Source organism: Cryobacterium sp. N22 (assembly GCF_002929555.1).
Lineage (GTDB): Bacteria > Actinomycetota > Actinomycetes > Actinomycetales > Microbacteriaceae > Cryobacterium.
In genome coordinates this window covers 155,693-175,649 of record NZ_PJJP01000033.1, presented here as the reverse complement: position 1 = coordinate 175,649, position 19,957 = coordinate 155,693, and the positions used below count along the sequence as shown (strand labels likewise).

At 69.6% G+C, this 19,957-nt stretch carries 16 protein-coding genes; 10 read left to right on the top strand and 6 right to left on the bottom strand.

All coding sequences use genetic code 11. The features are described from left to right. Window positions 1-106 precede the first annotated feature (106 nt). Complete coding sequence (locus CXY76_RS09060) at window positions 107-751, top strand: GntR family transcriptional regulator (protein ID WP_158253871.1); 645 nt, start codon at window positions 107-109, stop codon at window positions 749-751. Window positions 752-781: 30 nt separating this feature from the next. On the opposite strand, the gene CXY76_RS09055 is transcribed toward CXY76_RS09060, so the two are convergent. Continuing rightward, window positions 782-2,455, bottom strand: a complete 1,674-nt coding sequence (locus CXY76_RS09055) for an ATP-binding cassette domain-containing protein (protein ID WP_104163897.1) — start codon at window positions 2,453-2,455, stop codon at window positions 782-784. A gap of 222 nt (window positions 2,456-2,677) precedes the next feature. Here CXY76_RS09055 and CXY76_RS09050 point away from each other — a divergent pair, with 222 nt between their 5' ends. The 4 genes from CXY76_RS09050 to CXY76_RS09035 all read left to right on the top strand — a co-directional run bounded on the left by CXY76_RS09050 (window position 2,678) and on the right by CXY76_RS09035 (window position 6,692). Further along, the gene (locus CXY76_RS09050) at window positions 2,678-4,369 is read left to right on the top strand and encodes a circularly permuted type 2 ATP-grasp protein (protein WP_104163896.1); all 1,692 of its coding nucleotides are present in this window, start codon (window positions 2,678-2,680) and stop codon (window positions 4,367-4,369) included. Beyond that, the gene (locus CXY76_RS09045; protein WP_104163895.1) at window positions 4,363-5,292 is read left to right on the top strand and encodes an alpha-E domain-containing protein; all 930 of its coding nucleotides are present in this window, start codon (window positions 4,363-4,365) and stop codon (window positions 5,290-5,292) included. The genes CXY76_RS09050 and CXY76_RS09045 overlap by 7 nt, the downstream gene beginning before the upstream one ends. Beyond that, window positions 5,289-6,131 carry a transglutaminase family protein gene (locus tag CXY76_RS09040; protein ID WP_104163894.1) on the top strand — a complete coding sequence of 281 codons (843 nt, stop codon included), beginning with the start codon at window positions 5,289-5,291 and terminating at the stop codon, window positions 6,129-6,131. Before CXY76_RS09045 ends, CXY76_RS09040 begins: the two co-directional genes overlap by 4 nt. A 99-nt stretch (window positions 6,132-6,230) precedes the next feature. Then, window positions 6,231-6,692 (top strand): MarR family winged helix-turn-helix transcriptional regulator, encoded by a 462-nt coding sequence (locus CXY76_RS09035; RefSeq protein ID WP_104163893.1) that lies wholly within the window; start codon window positions 6,231-6,233, stop codon window positions 6,690-6,692. Between the two features lie 160 nt (window positions 6,693-6,852). On the opposite strand, the gene CXY76_RS09030 is transcribed toward CXY76_RS09035, so the two are convergent. Further along, entirely contained in the window at window positions 6,853-8,379 is a 1,527-nt protein-coding gene (locus tag CXY76_RS09030) for a helix-turn-helix transcriptional regulator (protein WP_104163892.1), read from the bottom strand. A gap of 145 nt (window positions 8,380-8,524) precedes the next feature. Here CXY76_RS09030 and aceA point away from each other — a divergent pair, with 145 nt between their 5' ends. The 3 genes from aceA to CXY76_RS09015 all read left to right on the top strand — a co-directional run bounded on the left by aceA (window position 8,525) and on the right by CXY76_RS09015 (window position 12,373). Next, complete coding sequence (gene aceA, locus CXY76_RS09025; protein WP_104163934.1) at window positions 8,525-9,895, top strand: isocitrate lyase; 1,371 nt, start codon at window positions 8,525-8,527, stop codon at window positions 9,893-9,895. 58 nt (window positions 9,896-9,953) lie between these two features. Then, entirely contained in the window at window positions 9,954-11,675 is a 1,722-nt protein-coding gene (gene aceB, locus CXY76_RS09020) for a malate synthase A (RefSeq protein ID WP_104163891.1), read from the top strand. A 119-nt stretch (window positions 11,676-11,794) separates the two neighbouring features. Then, window positions 11,795-12,373 carry a GNAT family N-acetyltransferase gene (locus tag CXY76_RS09015; RefSeq protein WP_233199669.1) on the top strand — a complete coding sequence of 193 codons (579 nt, stop codon included), beginning with the start codon at window positions 11,795-11,797 and terminating at the stop codon, window positions 12,371-12,373. Window positions 12,374-12,420: 47 nt separating this feature from the next. Here CXY76_RS09015 and CXY76_RS09010 read toward each other — a convergent pair whose 3' ends face one another. From CXY76_RS09010 to CXY76_RS08995, 4 genes are read right to left on the bottom strand one after another with little or no spacing between them, the layout of a single operon-like run. Next, the gene (locus tag CXY76_RS09010; RefSeq protein ID WP_233199668.1) at window positions 12,421-13,857 is read right to left on the bottom strand and encodes a deoxyribodipyrimidine photo-lyase; all 1,437 of its coding nucleotides are present in this window, start codon (window positions 13,855-13,857) and stop codon (window positions 12,421-12,423) included. After that, a complete protein-coding gene (locus CXY76_RS09005) occupies window positions 13,854-14,852 on the bottom strand; it encodes an NADP-dependent oxidoreductase (protein ID WP_233199667.1) in 999 nt (332 codons plus the stop codon). Before CXY76_RS09005 ends, CXY76_RS09010 begins: the two co-directional genes overlap by 4 nt. A 56-nt stretch (window positions 14,853-14,908) precedes the next feature. Beyond that, window positions 14,909-15,949 carry an ABC transporter permease gene (locus CXY76_RS09000; protein ID WP_369826115.1) on the bottom strand — a complete coding sequence of 347 codons (1,041 nt, stop codon included), beginning with the start codon at window positions 15,947-15,949 and terminating at the stop codon, window positions 14,909-14,911. Next, window positions 15,946-17,466 (bottom strand): sugar ABC transporter ATP-binding protein, encoded by a 1,521-nt coding sequence (locus CXY76_RS08995; protein ID WP_104163889.1) that lies wholly within the window; start codon window positions 17,464-17,466, stop codon window positions 15,946-15,948. The genes CXY76_RS09000 and CXY76_RS08995 overlap by 4 nt, the downstream gene beginning before the upstream one ends. A gap of 175 nt (window positions 17,467-17,641) precedes the next feature. Between CXY76_RS08995 and CXY76_RS08990 the strand changes: the two genes are divergently transcribed. Beyond that, on the top strand, window positions 17,642-18,691 hold the full coding sequence (locus CXY76_RS08990) for a substrate-binding domain-containing protein (RefSeq protein ID WP_104163888.1): 1,050 nt from the start codon (window positions 17,642-17,644) through the stop codon (window positions 18,689-18,691). Between the two features lie 103 nt (window positions 18,692-18,794). Beyond that, window positions 18,795-19,946: a Gfo/Idh/MocA family protein gene (locus CXY76_RS08985; protein ID WP_104163887.1), complete on the top strand. Its 1,152-nt coding sequence runs from the start codon at window positions 18,795-18,797 to the stop codon at window positions 19,944-19,946. The last annotated feature ends 11 nt before the right edge of the window (window positions 19,947-19,957 follow it).

The window sequence follows — 19,957 nt, the reverse complement described above, 5'->3', positions numbered from 1 at the left end:
ACGCGGCGTTCGGGCCCCATTTCCGGCGTATCCGCCCACCGGGCGGTCGCAGTGTGTAAAGCTCGACATGTGGGTGGGGTGTGCCCCTGCCAAGGGGAGGGGACCGGTGGCGTCTACAGGTGGTGAAACCGTCTACCTGACCCTGCGCGCCCGGATCCTGTCAGGCCAGCTGAGTGCAAACACCATGCTGAGGGAACAGGCTCTGGCCGCGGAACTGGGCGTGAGCAGGACCCCGGTGCGGGAAGCCCTGCGCCGCCTGGGCGAGGCCGGGCTGGTGACCTTCGTGCCCAATCGCGGTGCCACCGTCGTGTCCTGGACCGTCGAGGAGCTCCGCGAGACGTACATGGTGCGGGCCGGACTCGAGAGTCGGGCCGCCGGGCTGGCCGCCAGCCGCATCACGGCGGAGGAGCTGGACAGGCTCGCCGCGCTGATCGACGCCATGGAACCCGTGCTGACAGCGGATGACGAGGCCGGCCTCGCCGCGCTGAGCACCCTCAACGCCGAATTCCATCACATCGTGGTCGCGGCCTCCCGCAGCCCCCAGCTGATGACCCTCACGTCGTCCGTCGCCCGGGTGCCGCTGATGGCGGACGCCTTCCGACGCCGGGGCACCGAGTACCGAGCGCGGAGCAACCACCAGCACCGCGACATCCTCACCGCGCTCCGCACGGGAGACGCGATCTGGGCCGAGGTGGCCATGCGGGCGCACATCCTCGGCGCCCGTAACGCCGTCTCGGGCACCGAGGGCTGATCGCGTCGGCACCTGATCGGCACCTTCCGGTCAGCGGCCGATCGGCGCGGGCCCCGACGGTCCGTCGGCGAGAAGGCGCCGGCTGTGCGGGTGGCGGGGCGCGAGAAGCAGCTCGGGGACCGAAGCGTGCTCGACGATGGTGCCGTCGTCGCTCATGACCGCGACACGGTCGCACCTGGCGACGATCTCGGCCCGGGGCGACGCCACCATGAGGGTGAAACCACGCTCCTGTTGGAGGCTGTGCAGCGAGTCGAGAAAGCTCTCCTCGTCGGCCGCATCGAGGCCACGGGTCGGATCGTCCGCGACGAGGAGTTGCGGCTCGCGGGCGAGGGTGCCGGCGAGCAACACACGTTGGCCGGTCAGGGCCGAGACCTGATGCGGATACGCCGACCAGACGGCCTCGGTGTCGTCGACGCCGACCGCGGTGAGCAGCGCCGCGACGCCGGAACGGGCTCGGGAGCGGGAGTGTCCCGGCCGGCCGGCCAGGATCCCGGCGAGTTGGTGCCCGATGCGGACATCGGGGTCCAGACGATCGGCTGCCGGGGCCGCGAGAAACCCGATGTGCTGCCCGCGCAGGTGCCGGAACTCCCACTCGGCCAGGCCGACGAGTTCGGTTCCGTCGAACAGGATCGACCCGGACAGGATAGGACTGCCCGGCGGGAGCAGGCCCGCGATGGCGTGACACAGCCTGGAGGTGGTGTCGCGGCCGCCGCCGACGACCGCCAGCGCCTGACCGCGGGTTGCCGTGAGGCTGATGCCGTGCAGCAACTCTCGAGGCTCCCACGCCGAGCCGCCGTGCAGGCGCAGGTCGCGGATGTCGAGGAGATCGGCCGAACGAAACGTCGTGGACGGCAGGGCCGGTCTGGCCTGGCGTGGGTCTGCCAGGAGCGCGGCGGCGAGCCCGCCGTGCGCGGGCCCGGTCAGCGGCCGGCGCGGGGCCGCGGGTCCGAGTGATGCCGAAGCGACCGTGAGGCCGGTCATGGTCACTCCGACAACGCACATGAGGGCTGCGCCGAGCACGAACGGAAGGCTCTCAGCGGGCAGCAACGGCAGCGTCGTGGCGAGGGACGGTGTGGTGAAGACGGCCTGAACGGTCAGGGCGCCGGCGTAGAACACCAGGAACTCGACGAGCAGGACGGCCAGGATGGTGGGCGAGGTGTGACGGAGCACCCGGCGGATGACCGGCACCGTGGTGGGCAGGCCCCGGCTGCGAGCGGTCTGCACGTGGCCCTCGACCGCGGCGACCCGGGTCGCCGCACGCACACGCCCCGCGATGGCCGTGGCGGCACCCAACGCGGCCAGGGTGGCCGGAAGCAGCACTGTGCTCAGGGCGCTCGCACCGGCACGGGCGGCCGGCCCGTCTTCGAGCACGGGCATGAGTTCGGCCTGGACGGCGAACCAGAAGATCAGGACGAGCGCCAACCAGGCCAGACAGACACCGCAGCCGACCCCCACCAGCGACCGCAGTCTCGGGTCGATCCAGCCGTTGCGCCGGGCGGCGAGCAGGCCCCCACCGACGCCCAGCAGGCCGGACAGGATGGGTGCGGCCACCGTGCCGGTGGTCGCGAGGGGGAGTCGGGCCGACAGCGGGTGTAGCAGCGCACCGTCGGGGCCACCGAGCCGGGTCGCCACCAGCACTCCGGCGCAGGCCAGGCAGACCAGGATCAGCAACGCCAACCGACGGGGCTCTGCAATTGTGCGCATGAGTACTCGGATCTGCTTGGTGCGGCCGAATCATGGCCTGACGGGTGTCAGAATCGGGCTTGACCTAACTGTATGCAAAAAAGCGCCGGTGGGCACGTTTTGTGCCCGGTTGGCCTCATTTCGGGCGACCAGTCGGGCGCAATTTGTATGCAACCTTTCCGGCGAGGGGCGGCGACATGGTGAGGAAACAATCCGGCAACACCGGACGGTTAGCATCCAGACATGGTTGACCTCTTCAGTGGTTATGGCGCTACCTCCGCACCGCCCCGCGAGCGAGGGCAGACCTCGGCGTGGGACGAAATGTTCCCCGACCCGTCGTCGCTGTCCCCCTCGGAGGCGCGGTCCGCCTACAAGGACGTGTACAGCGCTCTCGCCCGGATGACCCAGGAGGAGTTGCGGGGTCGCACGGATGCGCTGGCCAGTTCGTACCTGGCGCAGGGTGTGACCTTCGACTTCGCCGGCGAGGAGCGGCCGTTCCCGCTCGACGCTGTTCCCCGGGTGATCGAGCAGCCGGAGTGGGTGAACGTGGAGGCCGGCATCAAGCAGCGAGTGCTCGCGCTGGAGGCCTTTCTCGCCGACATCTACGGCCCCCAGGCCGCCGTGCGCGACGGCGTCATCCCGGCCGGCCTGATCACCTCGTCCACGCACTTCCACCGCCAGGCGGCAGGTATCGTCTCGGCGAACAACGTGCGCATCCAGGTGTCCGGGATCGACCTCATCCGCGACGAGGTAGGGGCCTGGCGGGTGCTCGAAGACAACGTGCGGGTGCCCAGCGGGGTCAGCTACGTCATCTCCAACCGGCGTGTGATGGCCCAGACCCTGCCCGAGCTGTTCGTGTCGATGCGGGTGCGCCCGGTGGGCGACTACCCGAACAAGCTGCTGCAGGCCCTGCGTGCCTCGGCCCCGGCCGGCGTGGACGACCCGAACATCGTGGTGCTCACCCCCGGCGTGTTCAATTCGGCCTACTTCGAGCACACCCTGCTCGCCCGGCTGATGGGCGTCGAGCTCGTCGAGGGCCGGGACCTGTTCTGCTCCGGCGGCCGGGTGTGGATGCGCACCACGGCCGGCCCCACCCGGGTCGACGTGATCTACCGCCGGGTCGACGACGAGTTCCTGGACCCGCTGCAGTTCCGCGCCGACTCGCAACTGGGCTCGCCGGGCATCCTGATGGCCGCGCGGCTGGGCAATGTGACCATCGCCAATGCTGTGGGCAACGGGGTGGCCGACGACAAGCTGGTGTACACCTACCTGCCCGAGCTGATCAAGTACTACCTCGGCGAGGACGCGATCATCCCCAACGTCGACACCTGGCGGCTCGAAGACCCGCTCGCGCTCGAGGAGGTGCTCGACAGGCTCGACGAGCTGGTCGTCAAGCCCGTCGACGGCTCCGGCGGCAAGGGCCTCGTGGTCGGCCCCGCCGCGTCGAAGGCCGAGCTGGAGACCCTGCGGAAACAGCTGCTCCTGGACCCGCGCGGCTGGATCGCCCAACCCGTGGTGCAGCTGTCCACCATCCCCACCCTGGTCGACGACGGCATGCGGCCCCGGCACGCGGACCTCCGCCCGTTCGCGGTGAACGACGGGTCGGATGTCTGGGTGCTGCCCGGCGGCCTCACCCGGGTGGCCCTGCCGGAGGGGGAACTCGTGGTCAACTCCAGCCAGGGCGGCGGTTCGAAGGACACCTGGGTGATCGGGCTCGAGCCCGACTTCCATACCACCGGGTCGGCCCGCAACATCCAGGGCCTCGTCAACGACCAGGCCGCGAACACCCAGTCGATCTCCATCATCCCGCCCCGGGTCGCCGACCACTCCCCGCAGGACACCCCGCCGGGCGGCGACCAGGACCAGGAACAACAGCAACAGCAACAGCGCATCGTTACCGCGGTCACCACCGCAGAGGGGACCCTCGAATGCTGAGCCGCATCGCCGAGAGCCTGTTCTGGATCGGCCGTTACATCGAACGCAGCGACGGCACCGCCCGCATCCTGGATGTGCACCTGCAGCTGCTGCTGGAAGACCCGTGGATCGAGGAGAACCTGGCCTGCCGGTCGCTGCTGCACCTGATGGGCAGCCCCGTGCCGCCGGACCGCGACCTCACCCGCAAGGACGTGCTGGCGACCCTGGCGGCCGACCGCACACATCCTGCCTCGATCGCGTACTCGCTCGGCGCCGCTCGGGAGAACGCCCGCCGGGCCAGGGAGATCGTCTCCACCGAGCTCTGGGAATGCCTGAACACGACCTATACGAAGATGCCGAAGAACATCGCCAGCGCCAAGACGCACGACTTCTTCGGCTGGGTGCGCGAACGTGCGGCCCTGGCCGTCGGCATCGTCGAGTCCAGCGCCAGCCGGGACGACGCCTGGCACTTCTTCACCCTGGGCCGCAGCCTCGAACAGGCCGATATGACCGCGCGGCTGCTCGCCACCCGGTCGTTGACCGAGAACAGCGGACCGTCCTGGACCACGATCCTGCGCTCCTGCGGGGCGTACGAGTCGTACCTGCGCACCTACCGCGGGGTGCCGTCCGCGCGGAACGCCGCCGAGTTCCTGCTGCTGGACCGGCTCTTCCCTCGGTCGATAGTGTTCTCGATCTCCCGGGCCGAGCAGTGCCTGCAGGAACTGGAACCGCGCACCGACCGGCTCGGCGTCTCCGAGTCCTCGCAGCGGGTGCTCGGCCAGATCCGCAGCCAGTTGGAATACCGCCCGATCATGGAGATCCTGAACGACCTGCCTGGCCACATGGACATGGTGCTGGACGCCACCAGCACCGCGTCGGAGTCGATCGGGCACCGGTACTTCCCGACCAGCGCGGTGCCGACCTGGACGGGGGAGGCCTCGTGAAGCGCCTGCGGATTCGCCACACCACCGGCTACCGGTACCAGGGCGAGGTGGCCACCTCGTACAACGAGGCCCGGATGCTGCCCGTCACCTCGCCAGACCAGTTCGTGCTGTACTCCAACCTGGACATCAGCCCGGTCTCGAGCAACCACAACTACGTGGACTACTGGGGCACCAGGGTGTCGTCGTTCGAGGTGCTCACCCCGCACGCCGAGCTCACCCTCACGGCCAACAGCCTCGTGGAGGTGTCGCCGCGGGAGCACGCGCAGCATCCGATGCCCTGGGCGGACCTGGCGGCCCTGGTGGCCTGCTCGACCGCCTCGGTCGAGCAGTCCTGGCAGACCTCGCTCACCGAGCCGCCGACGGATGTGGTGGCCGCCGCCGCCGAGTTCGCCGGCCGGCTGGACCCGTGTGACGCGGCTCTGGCGATCTGCCGGTTCGTGGGCGAGAACATGGCCTACGTGCAGGGTGTCACCGGGGTCAAAACCAACGCCCGCGAGGCCTGGGCCGACAAGCGCGGCGTCTGTCAGGACATCACCCACGTGGCGCTCGGCGCGCTGCGGTCGGTGGGCATCCCGGCCCGCTACGTGTCCGGCTACCTGCACCCGAGGCCGGAGGCCCTGATCGGCGAGACCGTCACGGGGGAATCACACGCCTGGGTGGAGTGGTTCTGCGGGCAGTGGCGCGGCTATGACCCCACCAACCTGATCGACATCGGCGACCGGCATGTGGGCGTGGGCCGCGGCCGCGACTACAACGACATCGCCCCATTGCGCGGCGTCTACGCCGGGTCGAGCGGGTCAGAGCTGTTCGTGAAGGTGGAGATCACCCGGGAGTCCTAGCCGGGCGCTGGGCCCGGCGCGTGCCGTTGCATAGACTGGTAGTTGCAAGCGCGTTGTACTTGCGTTTTTAGTCTGGGTCGGGTCGAGGGAGCAGCACGAATGAGCATCGAAGACGACGCCGTCGAGGTTCGGGCGCAGGGCTGGCGCACCCTGGCCGCCCTGCACGGCCGTATCGAGACCGTGCTGGAGCGGGCCCTGCAGGCCGGCTTCGACCTGTCGGTGGTGGAGTTCACCGTGCTCGACGCCCTCAGCCGCCAGCACGGCTGGCACATGCGGATGCAGCAGCTCGCCAGGGCCGCCGCCCTCTCGAGCAGCGCGACGACCCGCCTGGTGAACCGGCTGGAAGACCGGGCGCTGCTCACCCGCATCCTCTGCGCCGACGACCGCCGAGGCATCTACACCGAGCTCACCGAGGCCGGCAAGGCCCTGCTGGCACGCGCCCGGCCGGTCTACGACGAGGCCCTGGCCGGCGCGCTGGCCGCCGCCGAAGAGGAACCCGAACTCGGCCCGCTGGTCGACGCCCTGCACCGCCTGCCCGACCTGGCCCGCGCCGCCGTCTGACCGGGAGAGTTCGCGAGACGGCAGTTGGGGCCCGTTTGAGCGCCCTAAAGGGGCCCGAAGTGGCAACTCGGAGCACCCGCTCGCCGGAGAGCTGCCGCGAGTTGCCGGAATGAGCCCCTTCGGGTGCGTTGGAGGGGCACTTTCCGGCAACTCGGCGTGACTAGGCGGGGGCGTGCGCCTCGAGGAATTGGTAGACCTCGGTGGGGTCGACGCCGGGGAAGGTGCCCGTCGGCAGCGCCGCGAGCAGGCTCGTGGGGGTGCGGGCGACCGGCCAGGCCTGGCCCGCCCAGCGACCGGAGAGCTCGTCGGGTGCCCGGCGGCAGCAGGATTCGTCCGGGCAGCGGGACACGGCCCGGTTCGGGGTCTCCCGGCCGCGGAACCAGTTGACGTGGGCGAACGGCACCCCGACGCTGACCGAGTAGTCGCCCTCCTTGGCCTTCTCGATGCGGGAGGTGCACCAGAAGGTCCCGGCCGGGGTGTCGGTGTACTGGTACCAGGGGCTGAACCGGTCCGGCACGTCGAAGACCGTGCGCGCCGTCCAGCTGCGGCACACCGTGCTGCCCTCCACTGCGCCGAGCGCATCGCTGGGGAACTGCACGTCGTCGTTCTCGTACGCCTTGATGATGGTGCCGGACTCGTGCACCTTCATGAAGTGCACCGGAATGCCCAGCCGCGCGGTGGCGAGGTTGGTGAACCGGTGCGCGGCGGTCTCATAGGAGACCGAGAACGCATCCCGCAGGTCTTCGAGCGAGATGCGACGGGCAGCCTTGGCGTCGTTCAGCAGTCGCAGGGTGTCGGTCTCGGGCAGCAGGATGGCGGCGGTGAGGTAATTGGTCTCCACCCGCTGTCGCAGAAAATCGGCGTAATTTCCCGACTCGGAGTGCCCGCAGAGGTGACTGGCGAAGGCCTGGAGGATCGGTGAGCGGCTATCACGCGACGCGGCCTGCTCCGTGGGCAGATAAATTCTGCCGTGGCGCTTGTCGGTGACCGACCGGGTGGAGTGCGGCAGGTCGCCGACGTAGTGCAGCGAGAAGCCGAGGTGGGCGGCCATATCGGCCACCACCTGATGTGAGACGGGGCCGCCGGAGTGCCCGACGGCCGTGAGGAGTTCGAGCGCCTGCGCCTCGAGTTCGGGGAAGTAGTTGTCGCGGGCGCGCATCTCGGCCCGCAGTTGTGCGTTGGCCCGCCTGGCCTCCTCCGGGGTGGCGGCCCGTTCCCGGTGCAGCCGTTCGATCTCGTTGTGCAGGGTGAGGATGGTCTGCAGGGTCTCGTCGGGCTGGCCGGGGCCGACCCGGAACCGCGGCAGCCCGAGCGCCGTGAACACAGGCCCGCGCTGGGCGCGTTCGACGGCGATCTCCAACCCCGCACGGGGAGTGGGCGCATCGGTGCGCAGGAGTTCGTCGACCGTGGTCTCCAGGGCCGAGGCGATCAGGCGCAGCATCGACAGGCGCGGTTCGCGCTTGCCGTTCTCGATCATCGAGATCTGCGAGGGCGCCCGGTCCACGGCCGCGGCGAGGGTGTCCAGGGTGAGACCGAGCCGATGCCGCCGGTCCCGGATGCGGCGACCCAGGGTGAGCGCGTCGATGCCCGCCGCGCCCGGATCGGCATCGCCCGGCGCGGGCGACCCGGCGGCGGCCGGCCTCGGGGTTGGCGCTATGGGCGGGAGGGTGGGATCGACGGTGACCATCTGCTCATGCTCACATGCGGCGATTGTTCACACAACCGGAAGAACAGGATTTCTTCTTCGGTTTGGGCCCGGGGCGCGGTCGACGGCGCGCAGCAGAGTGGGTGCACGCACCAGTTCCGCAATGACGCTGACCGAGGAGAACACCATGACGAATCCCACCGCATCCGGCCCCGCTGCATCCGGCAGCCCCGCCGGCCGCCCCGGCGACCAGACCCAGACGGCCGCGGAGCTCGCCCTGGAATGGGCGGCCGACCCCCGCTGGGAGGGCGTGCGCCGCGACTACACCGCCGAGGACGTGATCGCCCTGCGCGGCGCCGTTCGTGAGGAGCGCACCCTGGCCCGCCGCGGCGCCGAGAAGCTCTGGGAGCTCATCCACGAGAACGGCACCCCGGAGAACCCCGAGTGGGTCGCCGCGCTCGGCGCCCTCACCGGCAACCAGGCCGTGCAGCAGGTGCGCGCCGGGCTCAAGGCGATCTACCTGTCCGGCTGGCAGGTCGCCGCCGACGCGAACCTGTCCGGCCAGACCTACCCCGACCAGTCGCTCTACCCGGCCAACTCGGTGCCGGCCGTGGTTCGGCGCATCAACAACGCGCTGCTGCGGGCCGGCCAGATCGAGGGCGCCGAGGCGGCCGCATCCGACGCCACCGGCAACGGGGCCGGCATCGACTGGATGGCACCTATCGTCGCCGACGCCGAGGCCGGCTTCGGCGGTCCGCTGAATGCCTACGAGCTGATGGCCTCGATGATCGAGGCCGGTGCGGCCGGTGTGCACTGGGAGGATCAGCTGGCCAGCGAGAAGAAGTGCGGCCACATGGGCGGCAAGGTGCTCGTGCCCACCGGGCAGCACATCCGCACCCTCAATGCGGCCCGGCTGGCGGCGGACGTCGCGGGCGTGCCCACCATCATCATCGCCCGCACCGACTCCCTCGCGGCCAGCCTCATCACCAGCGACATCGACGAGCGTGACCAGGAATTCCTCACCGGCGGCCGCACCGCCGAGGGGTTCTACGACACCGCGAACGGACCCGATGTGGTGATCATGCGGGGCCTGGCCTACGCGCCGTATGCCGACCTGCTCTGGGTGGAGAGCAGCGAGCCCGACCTCGAGCTCGCCCAGCGCTTCGCGAAGGAGATCCACGCGCAATTCCCCGGTAAGAAGCTCGCGTACAACTGCTCACCGTCGTTCAACTGGAAGTCCCACCTCAACGACGAGCAGATCGCCGCGTTCCAGCGCGAACTCGCGGCCTGCGGTTACGCCTTCCAGTTCATCACGCTGGCCGGTTTCCACGCCCTCAACCACTCCATGTTCACCCTGGCCAAGGACTACTCCGAGCGTCAGATGAGCGCGTACGTCGACCTGCAGGAGGCCGAGTTCGCCTCCGAGGCCGACGGTTACACCGCCACCCGCCACCAGCGGGAGGTGGGCACCGGCTACTTCGACCGGATCGCCACCGCGCTCAACCCGACCAGCGCCACCCTCGCCCTGGCCGGATCCACCGAGGCCGAGCAGTTCTAGCCGGTCTCGCCCCAGGCACCAGCCAGACATCCGCATCGATTCGAAGGAGAACACGATCATGACCACGACATCCCAGGCGACGGCCGAACGGCCGACACCGCCCAGCACCGGGCGCGCCTTCGGTGAGACCAGCACCGGCAGCTTCGCCACCATCCACCCGCACCTCGAGGTGACCGGGTCCCTCGGTGAGCGCTACGACGAGATCCTCACCCCGGCGGCCCTCGAGTTCCTGGCCGAACTGCACGACAGGTTCGCCGGCACCCGGCACGACCTGCTGGCCGCCCGGCTGCAGACCCGGGTGGATGCCGCGAACGGGCGCGACCCGCGGTTCCTGCCCGAGACCGCGCACATCCGCGATGACCCGACCTGGCGGGTGGCCGGCCCGGGCCCCGGCTTGGAGAACCGCCGGGTGGAGATCACCGGACCGACCGACCGCAAGATGGCCATCAACGCGCTCAACTCCGGCGCTGCCGTCTGGCTGGCCGACCAGGAAGACGCGACCAGCCCCACCTGGGCGAATGTGATCGAGGGCCAGCTCACCCTGTTCGACGCCGTGCGCGGCACCCTGTCGTACGACGGCCCCGACGGCAAGGCGTACCGGGTCACCGGCGCCCCCTCCGACCGACAGGATGGCGGGGCCTCAGGGTCCACCCCGACCATCGTCATGCGGCCGCGCGGCTGGCACCTGGTGGAGAAGAACCTCACCTTCGTCGACCGGGCCAACCGACGGATGCCGGCCTCCGGCAGCCTGGTGGACTTCGGCCTCTACGCTTTCCACAACGCGCACCGGTTGATCGAGAACGGCAGCGGGCCCTACTTCTACCTGCCCAAGCTCGAGAGCCACCTCGAGGCCCGGCTCTGGAACGACATCTTCAGCCACAGCGAAGGTCATCTGAACCTCGGGCACGGCACCATCCGCGCCACGGTGCTGATCGAGACCATCCAGGCCGCCTTCGAAATGGACGAGATCCTCTACGAGCTGCGCGACCACTGCGCGGGCCTGAACGCCGGGCGCTGGGACTACATCTTCAGCATCATCAAGACCTTCCGCGCCAGGGGTCGCCGGTTCGTGCTGCCGGACCGCAAGGAGATCACCATGACGGTGCCGTTCATGCGGTCGTACACCGAGCTGCTGGTGGCCACCTGCCACCGGCGGGGTGCGTACGCGATCGGCGGGATGAGCGCCTTCATCCCCAACCGGCGGGACCCCGCCGTGACCGAGCGGGCGCTGGAACAGGTGGCCGCCGACAAACGCCGGGAGGCCGGTGACGGCTTCGACGGTACCTGGGTGGCGCATCCTGACCTCATTGCCACAGCCAGGGCCGAGTTCGACGCTGTGCTTGGTGACCGTCCCAACCAGCTCGAGCGCACCCGGGACGACGTGCGGGTCACCGCGGCCGAGCTTCTGGATGTGGCGTCGGCCGGCGGCCAGATCACCGAGGCCGGGGTGCGCGACAACGTGCGCATCGCCCTGCGATACATCGAATCCTGGCTGCGCGGCGTCGGCGCGGCGGCGATCGACAACCTGATGGAGGACGCCGCCACCGCGGAGATCTCCCGCTCGCAGATCTGGCAGTGGATCCACGACAACTCGGCCCTCGACGACGGCCGCCGGATCGACGCAGACTGGGTGGCCGGGCTGGTCGCCGAGGAAATGGCGGGCCTGCCCCGCATGATCGGCGACAGGTTCGACGACGCCCTCGAGGTGTTCAGGTCCTCGGCTCTGGAACCCGAGTTCCCGACCTTCCTCACCGTCGCCGCCTACGCCCGCTACCTGTAGGCGTCCGGCTCACGGCAGACTGCATGCCAACCCGGCACGCAGAGCCGCACGCAAACGGCCCCGCCGGCACCCCGACGGGGCCGTTTGCGCGCCCGGGGCCGGACTGCAAGGCTGGGAGCGTGACCGAACCCACACCGACATCCCCTGCCCCGCACCGACCTTCCGCCGAGGTGCGGATTCGTCCGGCCCGGCCCGACGAGGCCGCGGCGCTCGCCGAGCTGGCCGCCGCCACCTTCGCGCTGGCTTGCCCGCCGCACACCAGCGCCGACGCTGTCGCCGCGTTCATTCGCGATGTGCTCGCCCCGGCGAACTTCGAGGCCTTCCTCGCCGACCCGGATCGGCTCCTGCTTGTCGCCGAAACCACCGCGGGCACCCTCACCGGCTACACCATGCTCGTGTTCGGTGAACCGCACGACGCGGATGCCGCCGCCGCGATCCGCATCCGCCCCACCGCCGAACTGAGCAAATGCTACGTGCTCGCCGAGGCCCACGGCAGCGGCACGGCCGCGGCCCTGATGGCGGCCACGCTCGAGGCCGCCCGGGAGCGTGGGGCCGCGGGGTCCTGGCTCGGGGTGAACCAGGAGAACGTGCGGGCCCTGCGCTTCTACGGCAAGCACGGGTTCGAGCGGGTGGGCCTCAAACGCTTCCTCGTGGGTGAACGCTACGAAGACGACTACGTCCTCGAGCGCGCCCTCTGAGCTCGCGTACCGTGAGAAAAGCCCCAAAAATCGCGAAATCCTGGGGCTTAGCTCACAGTTCGCGAGGCCTTGACGTGCTCGTAGGCGGCCAGGGCGGCCCGGCGGGTCTCGCCGAGGTCGACGATGGGCTGCGGGTAGGCCGCCGTGCCCCATTCGGGCACGTTCTGGCGCACGTACTCGTTGGCGGGGTCGAACTTGGCCGCCTGCAGCTCGGGGTTGAACACCCGGAAGTACGGTGCGGCATCCGCACCTGAGCCGGCCACCCACTGCCAGCCGAACGGGTTGCTGGCCGGGTCGGCGTCGACGAGGGTGTCCCAGAACCACTGTTCGCCCAGCCGCCAGTCGATGAGCAGGTTCTTGATCAGGAACGACGCCGTGACCATGCGCACCCGGTTGTGCATGCTGCCGGTGCGCCACAACTCCCGCATGCCGGCATCCACCAGGCGGAAGCCCGTGCGTCCCTGCTGCCAGGCCGTGAGCGCGGCGTCGTCCAGGGGCGGCCAGGGGAAGTCGTCGAAGCCGGGGCGCAGGTTGGCCGTGGCCAGATCGGGCGCGTGGAAGAGCACGTGGTAGGCGAACTCGCGCCAGCCGACCTCGGTGAGGAACCGGGTGGCGCTGGTGGCGGCCGCACCGGTGAGGCCGCGGCGGGCGACGTCGGTGGCGTGCCAGATCTGGTGCGGACTGATTTCGCCCCAGCGCAGGTATGGCGAGAGCCTCGAGGTGGCCTGCTGGGCCGGCAGGTCGCGTTCGGTGCCGTACTGAGGCAGGGCCTCGTCGAGGAAGGCCGCGAGGAGTTGCTGGGCGGCGTCCTCCCCGGGTGTCCAGGCCTCGCGCAGCCCGTCGGCCCAGTCCGGATGGCGCGGTTCCAACTCCCACGAGGCGAGATCGTCGCCGGCCAGGTCCGGGGCGGTGTCACCGGGCAGATCGAGCGTCGCCGGCGCCGGGTAGGGTGCCCGCGGCGGCGGCCCGGCGGTGCAGGCCCGCCAGAACGGGGTGAATACCGTGTACGGGGTGCCGCCGCCGGTGCGGATGGTCCACGGTTCGAAGAGCAGCGAGCCGGCGAAGCTGTGCGCCACCACGCCCGCGTCGGTGAGGCTCGCCTTGATGTGGGTGTCCACGTCGCGTTCGGCGGCGCCGTACCGACGGTTCCAGAACACCGCGCCAGCGCCGAGCTCGTCGACGAGTTCGCCGAGCACGGTGGCCGCGGCGCCGCGGCGCAGCACCAGACGGCCGCCGAGGGCCGCAGTATCGGCGGCGAGGGAGCTGAGGCTCTGGTGCAGCCACCAGCGGGCGGCGCCGCCGAGCGGGCGGATGCCGGGGGAGACCTCGTCGAGAACGTAGACCAACGCGAGCGGCCGGCCGCGTTCGACCGCGGCGGTGAGGGCCGGGTTATCACCCAGCCGCAGGTCGTCGCGCAGCCAGACCAGCGAGGGCCCGTCGGGTCGAATCACCGAGGCGGCGACGTCGCTCGGGTTGTCAGTCACGCGGCGCTCTCGTCGGCGTCGGAAACCCGCAGCACGATCTTGCCGCGGGTGTGGCCGCCCTCGATCGCCCGGTGCGCGGCGGGTCCCTCGTCGAGGTCGAAGACCGAGTGGATGTTCACCCGCACGCTGCCGTTGTCGATCAGCGTCGTGATGGTGTCGAGCACCCGGGCATCGGCGGCGACCTTGTACCCGGTGGCGCGCACCCCCGCGGCGGCGGCGTCGGCCTGCATGGTGGGCCAGCTGCCGGTGGGCGCGTTCACGAGCAGGCCGTCCGGCCGCAGCACCGCGAGCGAGCGGGTGCCGGTGTCATCGTGCACGTTGCCGATCAGGTCGATGACGCTGTCGAGGCCAGATAGCTGCTCCTCGAACCGGGTGGTGCTGTAGTCGATCACCTCGTGCGCGCCGAGGCGGTGCAGGAATTCGACCGAGGCGGTGGAGCCCGTCGTGGTGACGTGGGCGCCCAGGTGCCGGGCGAACTGCACGGCGAAGTGGCCGACGCCGCCGCTGCCGGCGTGGATGAGCATCCGCTGGCCGGGGCCGGCCTTCGCGAGGGTCACCATGCCCCAGGCGGTCATCGCGGCCAGCGGGATGCCGGCGGCTTCGATGTGACTCACCGCGGCGGGCTTGCGCGCGACGGACATGCTCGACACCGCCAGGTACTCGGCGTAGCTGCCCGCGATCCGCGGCGGCCGGGCCATGCCGTACACGGCGTCGCCGGGTTGCAACGGAAAGCTGTCGTAGGGAGCGCGCACGACGATGCCGCTGAAGTCGTTGCCGAGCACCGTGGGGTAGCCGGCGATCGCGGCCGCGGCGCCGGACCCGGCCCGGGTCTTCGCGTCGATGGGGTTGATACCCGCGGCCACCACGCGCACCAGGAGCTCGTCACCGACCGCGACGGGCAGCGGCAGTTCGGCCACGTGCAATTCGTCGGGGCCACCCGTACGGTCGATGACCAGGGCGCGCATGGAGGTGGGCAGGACCGGAGAAAGAGGCATGTGCCTATTCTGCGCCACGATCCTGGCACCCTTCCCGACGCGGCGCCCCTGGACGGCTAGGTGCCTGACGGGCCGCGACTGGCGAATCGTTGCTGCAGCAACACCGCGACCACGATGATGAGGCCCTTCGTAATGGCCTGCACCGAGGTGTCCAGGTTGTTCTGGGTGAACACATTGGTGAGGGTGCTGAAGATCAGCACGCCCAGAACCGTGCCCACGATGGTGCCGCGGCCGCCGATGAGCAGGGTGCCGCCGACCACCACGGCCGCGATAGCGTCGAGCTCATACAGGGTGCCGTGGGTGGAGGTGCCGGCGGTGGTGCGGCCGAGCATCATGATCCCCGCGATCCCGGCGGTCAGGCCGCTGAGCACGTAGACGTAGACCAGGTGTCGCTTCACCCGGATGCCGGCCAGTCTGGATGCCTCCCGGTTGCCGCCGATGGCCACCGTGCGGCGGCCGAAGGTCGTGCGGTTCAGCAGGAACCAGGCCACGATGGCGACGATGAGGAAGATCCAGATCAGCAGGGGAACGCCGATGATGCTCGACCGGGTGAACTGCAGGAACCCGGTCTCGATGACGATCTGGGTGCGCCGGCCGGAGATCAGCTCGGCGAGTCCGCGGGCGGCGACGAGCATGGCCAGCGTGGCCATGAACGCTACGACATTGCCGTACGCGATCACGATCCCGTTCACCAGACCGGCCGCGATTCCCACACCGAGCGGGATCAGGATCATCAATATCCAGGAGCTCTGGGTCGCGGCCACTTGCACTGCCGTGAGGCTGGCGACCACGGTGGCCAGGCCCATCACCGACCCGACGGAGAGGTCGATGCCGCCCGCGGTGATCACAAAGGTCAGGCCGATGCTGATCACTCCGATGATCGAGGCGAAGCGGATGATGGTGAGGAAGTTGTCGTAGCTGGCGAATCTGTCGCCGGCCGTGATGGTTCCTGCGATCACCAGCACCACGAGCGCGATCACCAGCCCGAGGTTGCGGCCGACCGATCCGCTCATGATCCGCCGGAGTGCACTTGGACGGTTCTCGCCTTCGGTTCGGGGGTCGTTCTGGGCGGCGATGGCGCCGTTCTGTTCGCTCACGCTGCTGCTCCTTTCATGACCAGATCGAGCACGCCGGCCTCGTCGATGGCGTGTGCGTCGGTGGTGGTCAGCACCTCGCCGTCGCCGATGACGAGCACCCGGTCGGCCAGTCCGATGACTTCTTCGATCTCACTCGACACCAGGATGATGGCGGTGCCGGCGGCGGCCAACCGGCGGATGAGGGCGTAGATTTCGGCGCGGGCGCCCACGTCGACGCCCCGGGTCGGTTCGTCCAGCAACAGCACCTTGGTGCCGTGCAGCAGCCAGCGGGCGAGGAGCACCTTCTGCTGGTTGCCGCCGGACAGCGTGCGGGTGGCCCGGTCGGGGTCGGCCGGCCGCAGTTCGAGTGCCTGCATCTGCTCGAGTGCCAGCTGCCGTTCGCGGCGCTCGTCGAGGAAGCCGCCGCGAGCGAACCTCGCGAAGGTCGACAACGTGACGTTGCGGTACACCTGTTCGTCCAGGATGAGGCCCTGGCTCTTGCGCTCTTCGGGAGCCAATCCGATGCCGGCCTTCACGGCGTTGCTCACCGAGCCGTTCGTCAGCCGTACTCCGGTCACGGTGACCTGTCCGGCCGAGGCCTTGCGCGCGCCGTAGATGGTCTCCAGGATCTCGGACCGGCCGGACCCGACCAGTCCGGCGAGGCCGACGATCTCGCCCGCGCGCACGCTCAGGCTGACGTCGGAGAAATGTCCGCGCAGGCTGAGGCCCGCCACGTCGATCAGCACGGGGGCGTCAGCGGGCACCGGAACCCGGTCGGGGAAGACGTTCGCGACCGCCCGACCCGTCATCAGGGTGATCAGGTCGGCGGTGGGGGTGTCCGCAACGCCCAGGCCGACGGCCATGCTGCTGCCGTCCTTGATCACGGTGATCCGGTCGCCGATCTGCCGGATCTCCTCGAGGCGGTGCGAGATGTAGACGACGGCAACGCCCTGGCTGGTGAGCTCGCGGATGACCCTGAACAGGTTGCGCACCTCCTCGGAGTCGAGCACCGCGCTGGGCTCGTCCATGATGATCAGCTTCGCGTCGTGGGACAGCGCTCGCGCCATGCTGACGATCTGCTTATTGGCGGCAGACAATCGGCCCACCTCAGTGCTCGGTGACAGGTTGCCGTGGCCGAGCCGCACGAGCAGGGCGCGGGCGACGCGGTTGGCCTCTTTCACCTTGAGCATGCCTCCCGAGGCGCGCTCGTGCCCGAGGAAGATGTTCTCGGCGATGGTGAGGCCGTCGACGACGTCGAGTTCCTGATACATCGTGGCGATGCCGAGGCCGAGGGCGAAGACCGGATGGATGATGGACACCTCATCGCCTTGCCACCGGATGACGCCGCCGTCGGGTTGGTATACCCCGGAGAGCACCTTGATCAGTGTGGACTTGCCGGCGCCGTTCTGCCCGAGAAGGCAGTGCACTTCGGCGGCACGAACCTCCAGGTCGACACCCTTGAGCGCCTGCACCCCGGCGAAAGCCTTCGTGATTCCGTGCACCCTGAGTAGGGGTTCCGAATGGTCGTCGTCGATCATGCAGGCAACATAACACACATATGTCGATGGGCGAGATTAAGTCGGCGATATTGGGGATACTTCTGCTATTGTGTGGTCCGTCAGCGTTGACAGGCCACCGGGATGCACCCTTCGCCCGGTTTGCTGCGCACCTCTTCGTTGGCGAACACTGCGATTCACCAATAAGGAGGACCACATGCATGCACTACGTCCCCGGCGCCACAGGATGCTCCTGGCCGCCGGCACCTCGCTCGCCATGGTCGGACTACTGGCGGCGTGCACACCCGGCACCACCACCGAAACCGAAACCGAACCCACCAGTGCCTCGCTTGAAGGCAACGCCGAGTCCGGGGACACCGTCGTGATCGGCTTCTCCGGCCCGGCCGCTGACCACGGCTGGCTGGGCGCCATCAACTCGGCGGCCATCGCCGAAGCCGAGAAATACCCGGACATCGACCTCAGGGTCGCCGAGGGCACCAACGACGCGAACCTGCAGATCAGCCAGGTGGAGGGCTTCATCAACGACGGTGTCGACGCCATCGTCCTGCTGCCCACTGACGGCGCCGCCCTGACCGAGGTCGCCATTCAGGCGATGGAGGCGGGGATTCCGGTGATCAACGTCGACCGTGAATTCTCCAGCACCTTCGCGGCCCGCACCACGGTTCTCGGCGACAACTACGGCATGGGGGTGAGCGCGGGCACGTACATCTGTGAGGAGGTCGGCGACAACCCTGACGCCGTCGTCGCGGAGATCGCCGGTATCGACTCGCTGCCGCTGACCCAGGACCGCAGCCGAGGCTTCGCTGACGCCCTGGACGACTGTGGTCTGTCGGTCGAGAACCGGGTGGCGGCTGACTTCACGGTGCAGGGCGGCGAGGCGGCAGCGTCCCAGCTGCTGTCAGCGGCCCCGAAGATCGACGCCCTCTGGAACCACGACGACGACCAGGGCGTCGGTGTGCTCGCGGCCATCGACGCGGCCGGCCGGGATGAGTTCATCATGGTCGGCGGTGCAGGTTCGGCCAACGCGATGCGGGAGATCCAGTCCGGCGACAGCGTGCTGAAGGCCACCGTCATCTACCCGTCCACCCAGGCCGCCGACGGCATCCGGCTCGCCAGGCTGCTGGTGCAGGACAAGGCGATGAGCGACCTCGTCGAGGTTGAAGTGCCCAGCCGCATCGTGCTGAACGCCCCGGTTGTCACGAGCGAGAACGTCGACAAGTACCTGCCGACCGCGTTCGAGTCCTGACCCGTCGGGACGCCCGCGGATCTCGCGGGCGTCCCGCCAACCACGCCATTCATGCAATGCCGGAAAAGAGGACACGTTGGACACGCTCCCGTTGAGGATTGCCATGGTCGGCCACGGATTCATGGGGGCGGCACACTCCCAGGGCTGGCGGGTGGCGCCCCGATTCTTCGACTTGCCGGCCCGGCCCGAGATGGCCCTGCTCGTGGGCCGGAATCCCGACTCCGTCGCCGCCGCCGCCGAGAAGTGGGGCTGGGACCAGACCAGCACCGACTGGCGGACGGCGGTCACCCGTGACGACATCGACGTCGTCGACATTGTCACCCCTGGCCACAGCCACGTCGAGATCGCCATAGCCGCCCTCGACGCCGGCAAGCATGTGCTCTGTGAAAAACCCCTGGCCAATACGGCAGAAGAGGCCGAACGGATGGCGGCCGCCGCGGCCCGCGCGGCCGCGAACGGCGTTTTCGCCATGGTGGGCTTCACCTACCGGAGGGTGCCCGCCGCCACCTTCGCCCGAGACCTCGTGGCTGCCGGAACCATCGGCGAGATTCGCCAGGTGCGCGCCGCCTACCTGCAGGACTGGCTGGTCGACCCCTCTGTGCCGTTGGCCTGGCGGCTGCAGAAGGACCTGGCCGGCTCGGGTGCCCTCGGTGACATCGGTGCGCACGCCATCGACCTGGCCGAATTCATCACCGGTCAGCGGCTCACCTCGGTGAGCGGGGTGATGGAGACCTTCGTGACGGAGCGTCCTCTGCTGGCCAGCTCGTCTGGTCTCTCCGGCACCGCATCTGCCGAGCGCGGCGCGGTGACCGTCGACGACGTGGCCCTGTTCACCGGCCGCTTCGACGGCGGCGCGCTCGGATCGTTCGAGGCCAGCCGCATGTCGACGGGCCGCAAGAATGCTCTGCGGATCGAGGTCGCCGGTTCGCTGGGCGCGGTGTCGTTCGATCTGGAAGACCTCAACGCACTGGGCTACTACGACAGGGCCGCGCCCGCTGACCGGCAGGGTTTCACCCGCGTGCAGGTCACCGAGCCCGAGCATCCGTATATTTCGGCGTGGTGGCCGGCGGGTCACCTGCTCGGGTACGAACACGGGTTCACCCACCAGGCCCGGGATTTCGTCGAGGCGATCATGGCCGGTCGTCAGCCGAAACCGTCGTTTGCGGACGGCCTGCACGTTCAACAGGTGCTCACGGCCGTCGAACGCAGTGCCGCGACCGGCAGCGCCTGGACGCCGACCCTCGAGAACGCCTGACCATTTCTTTA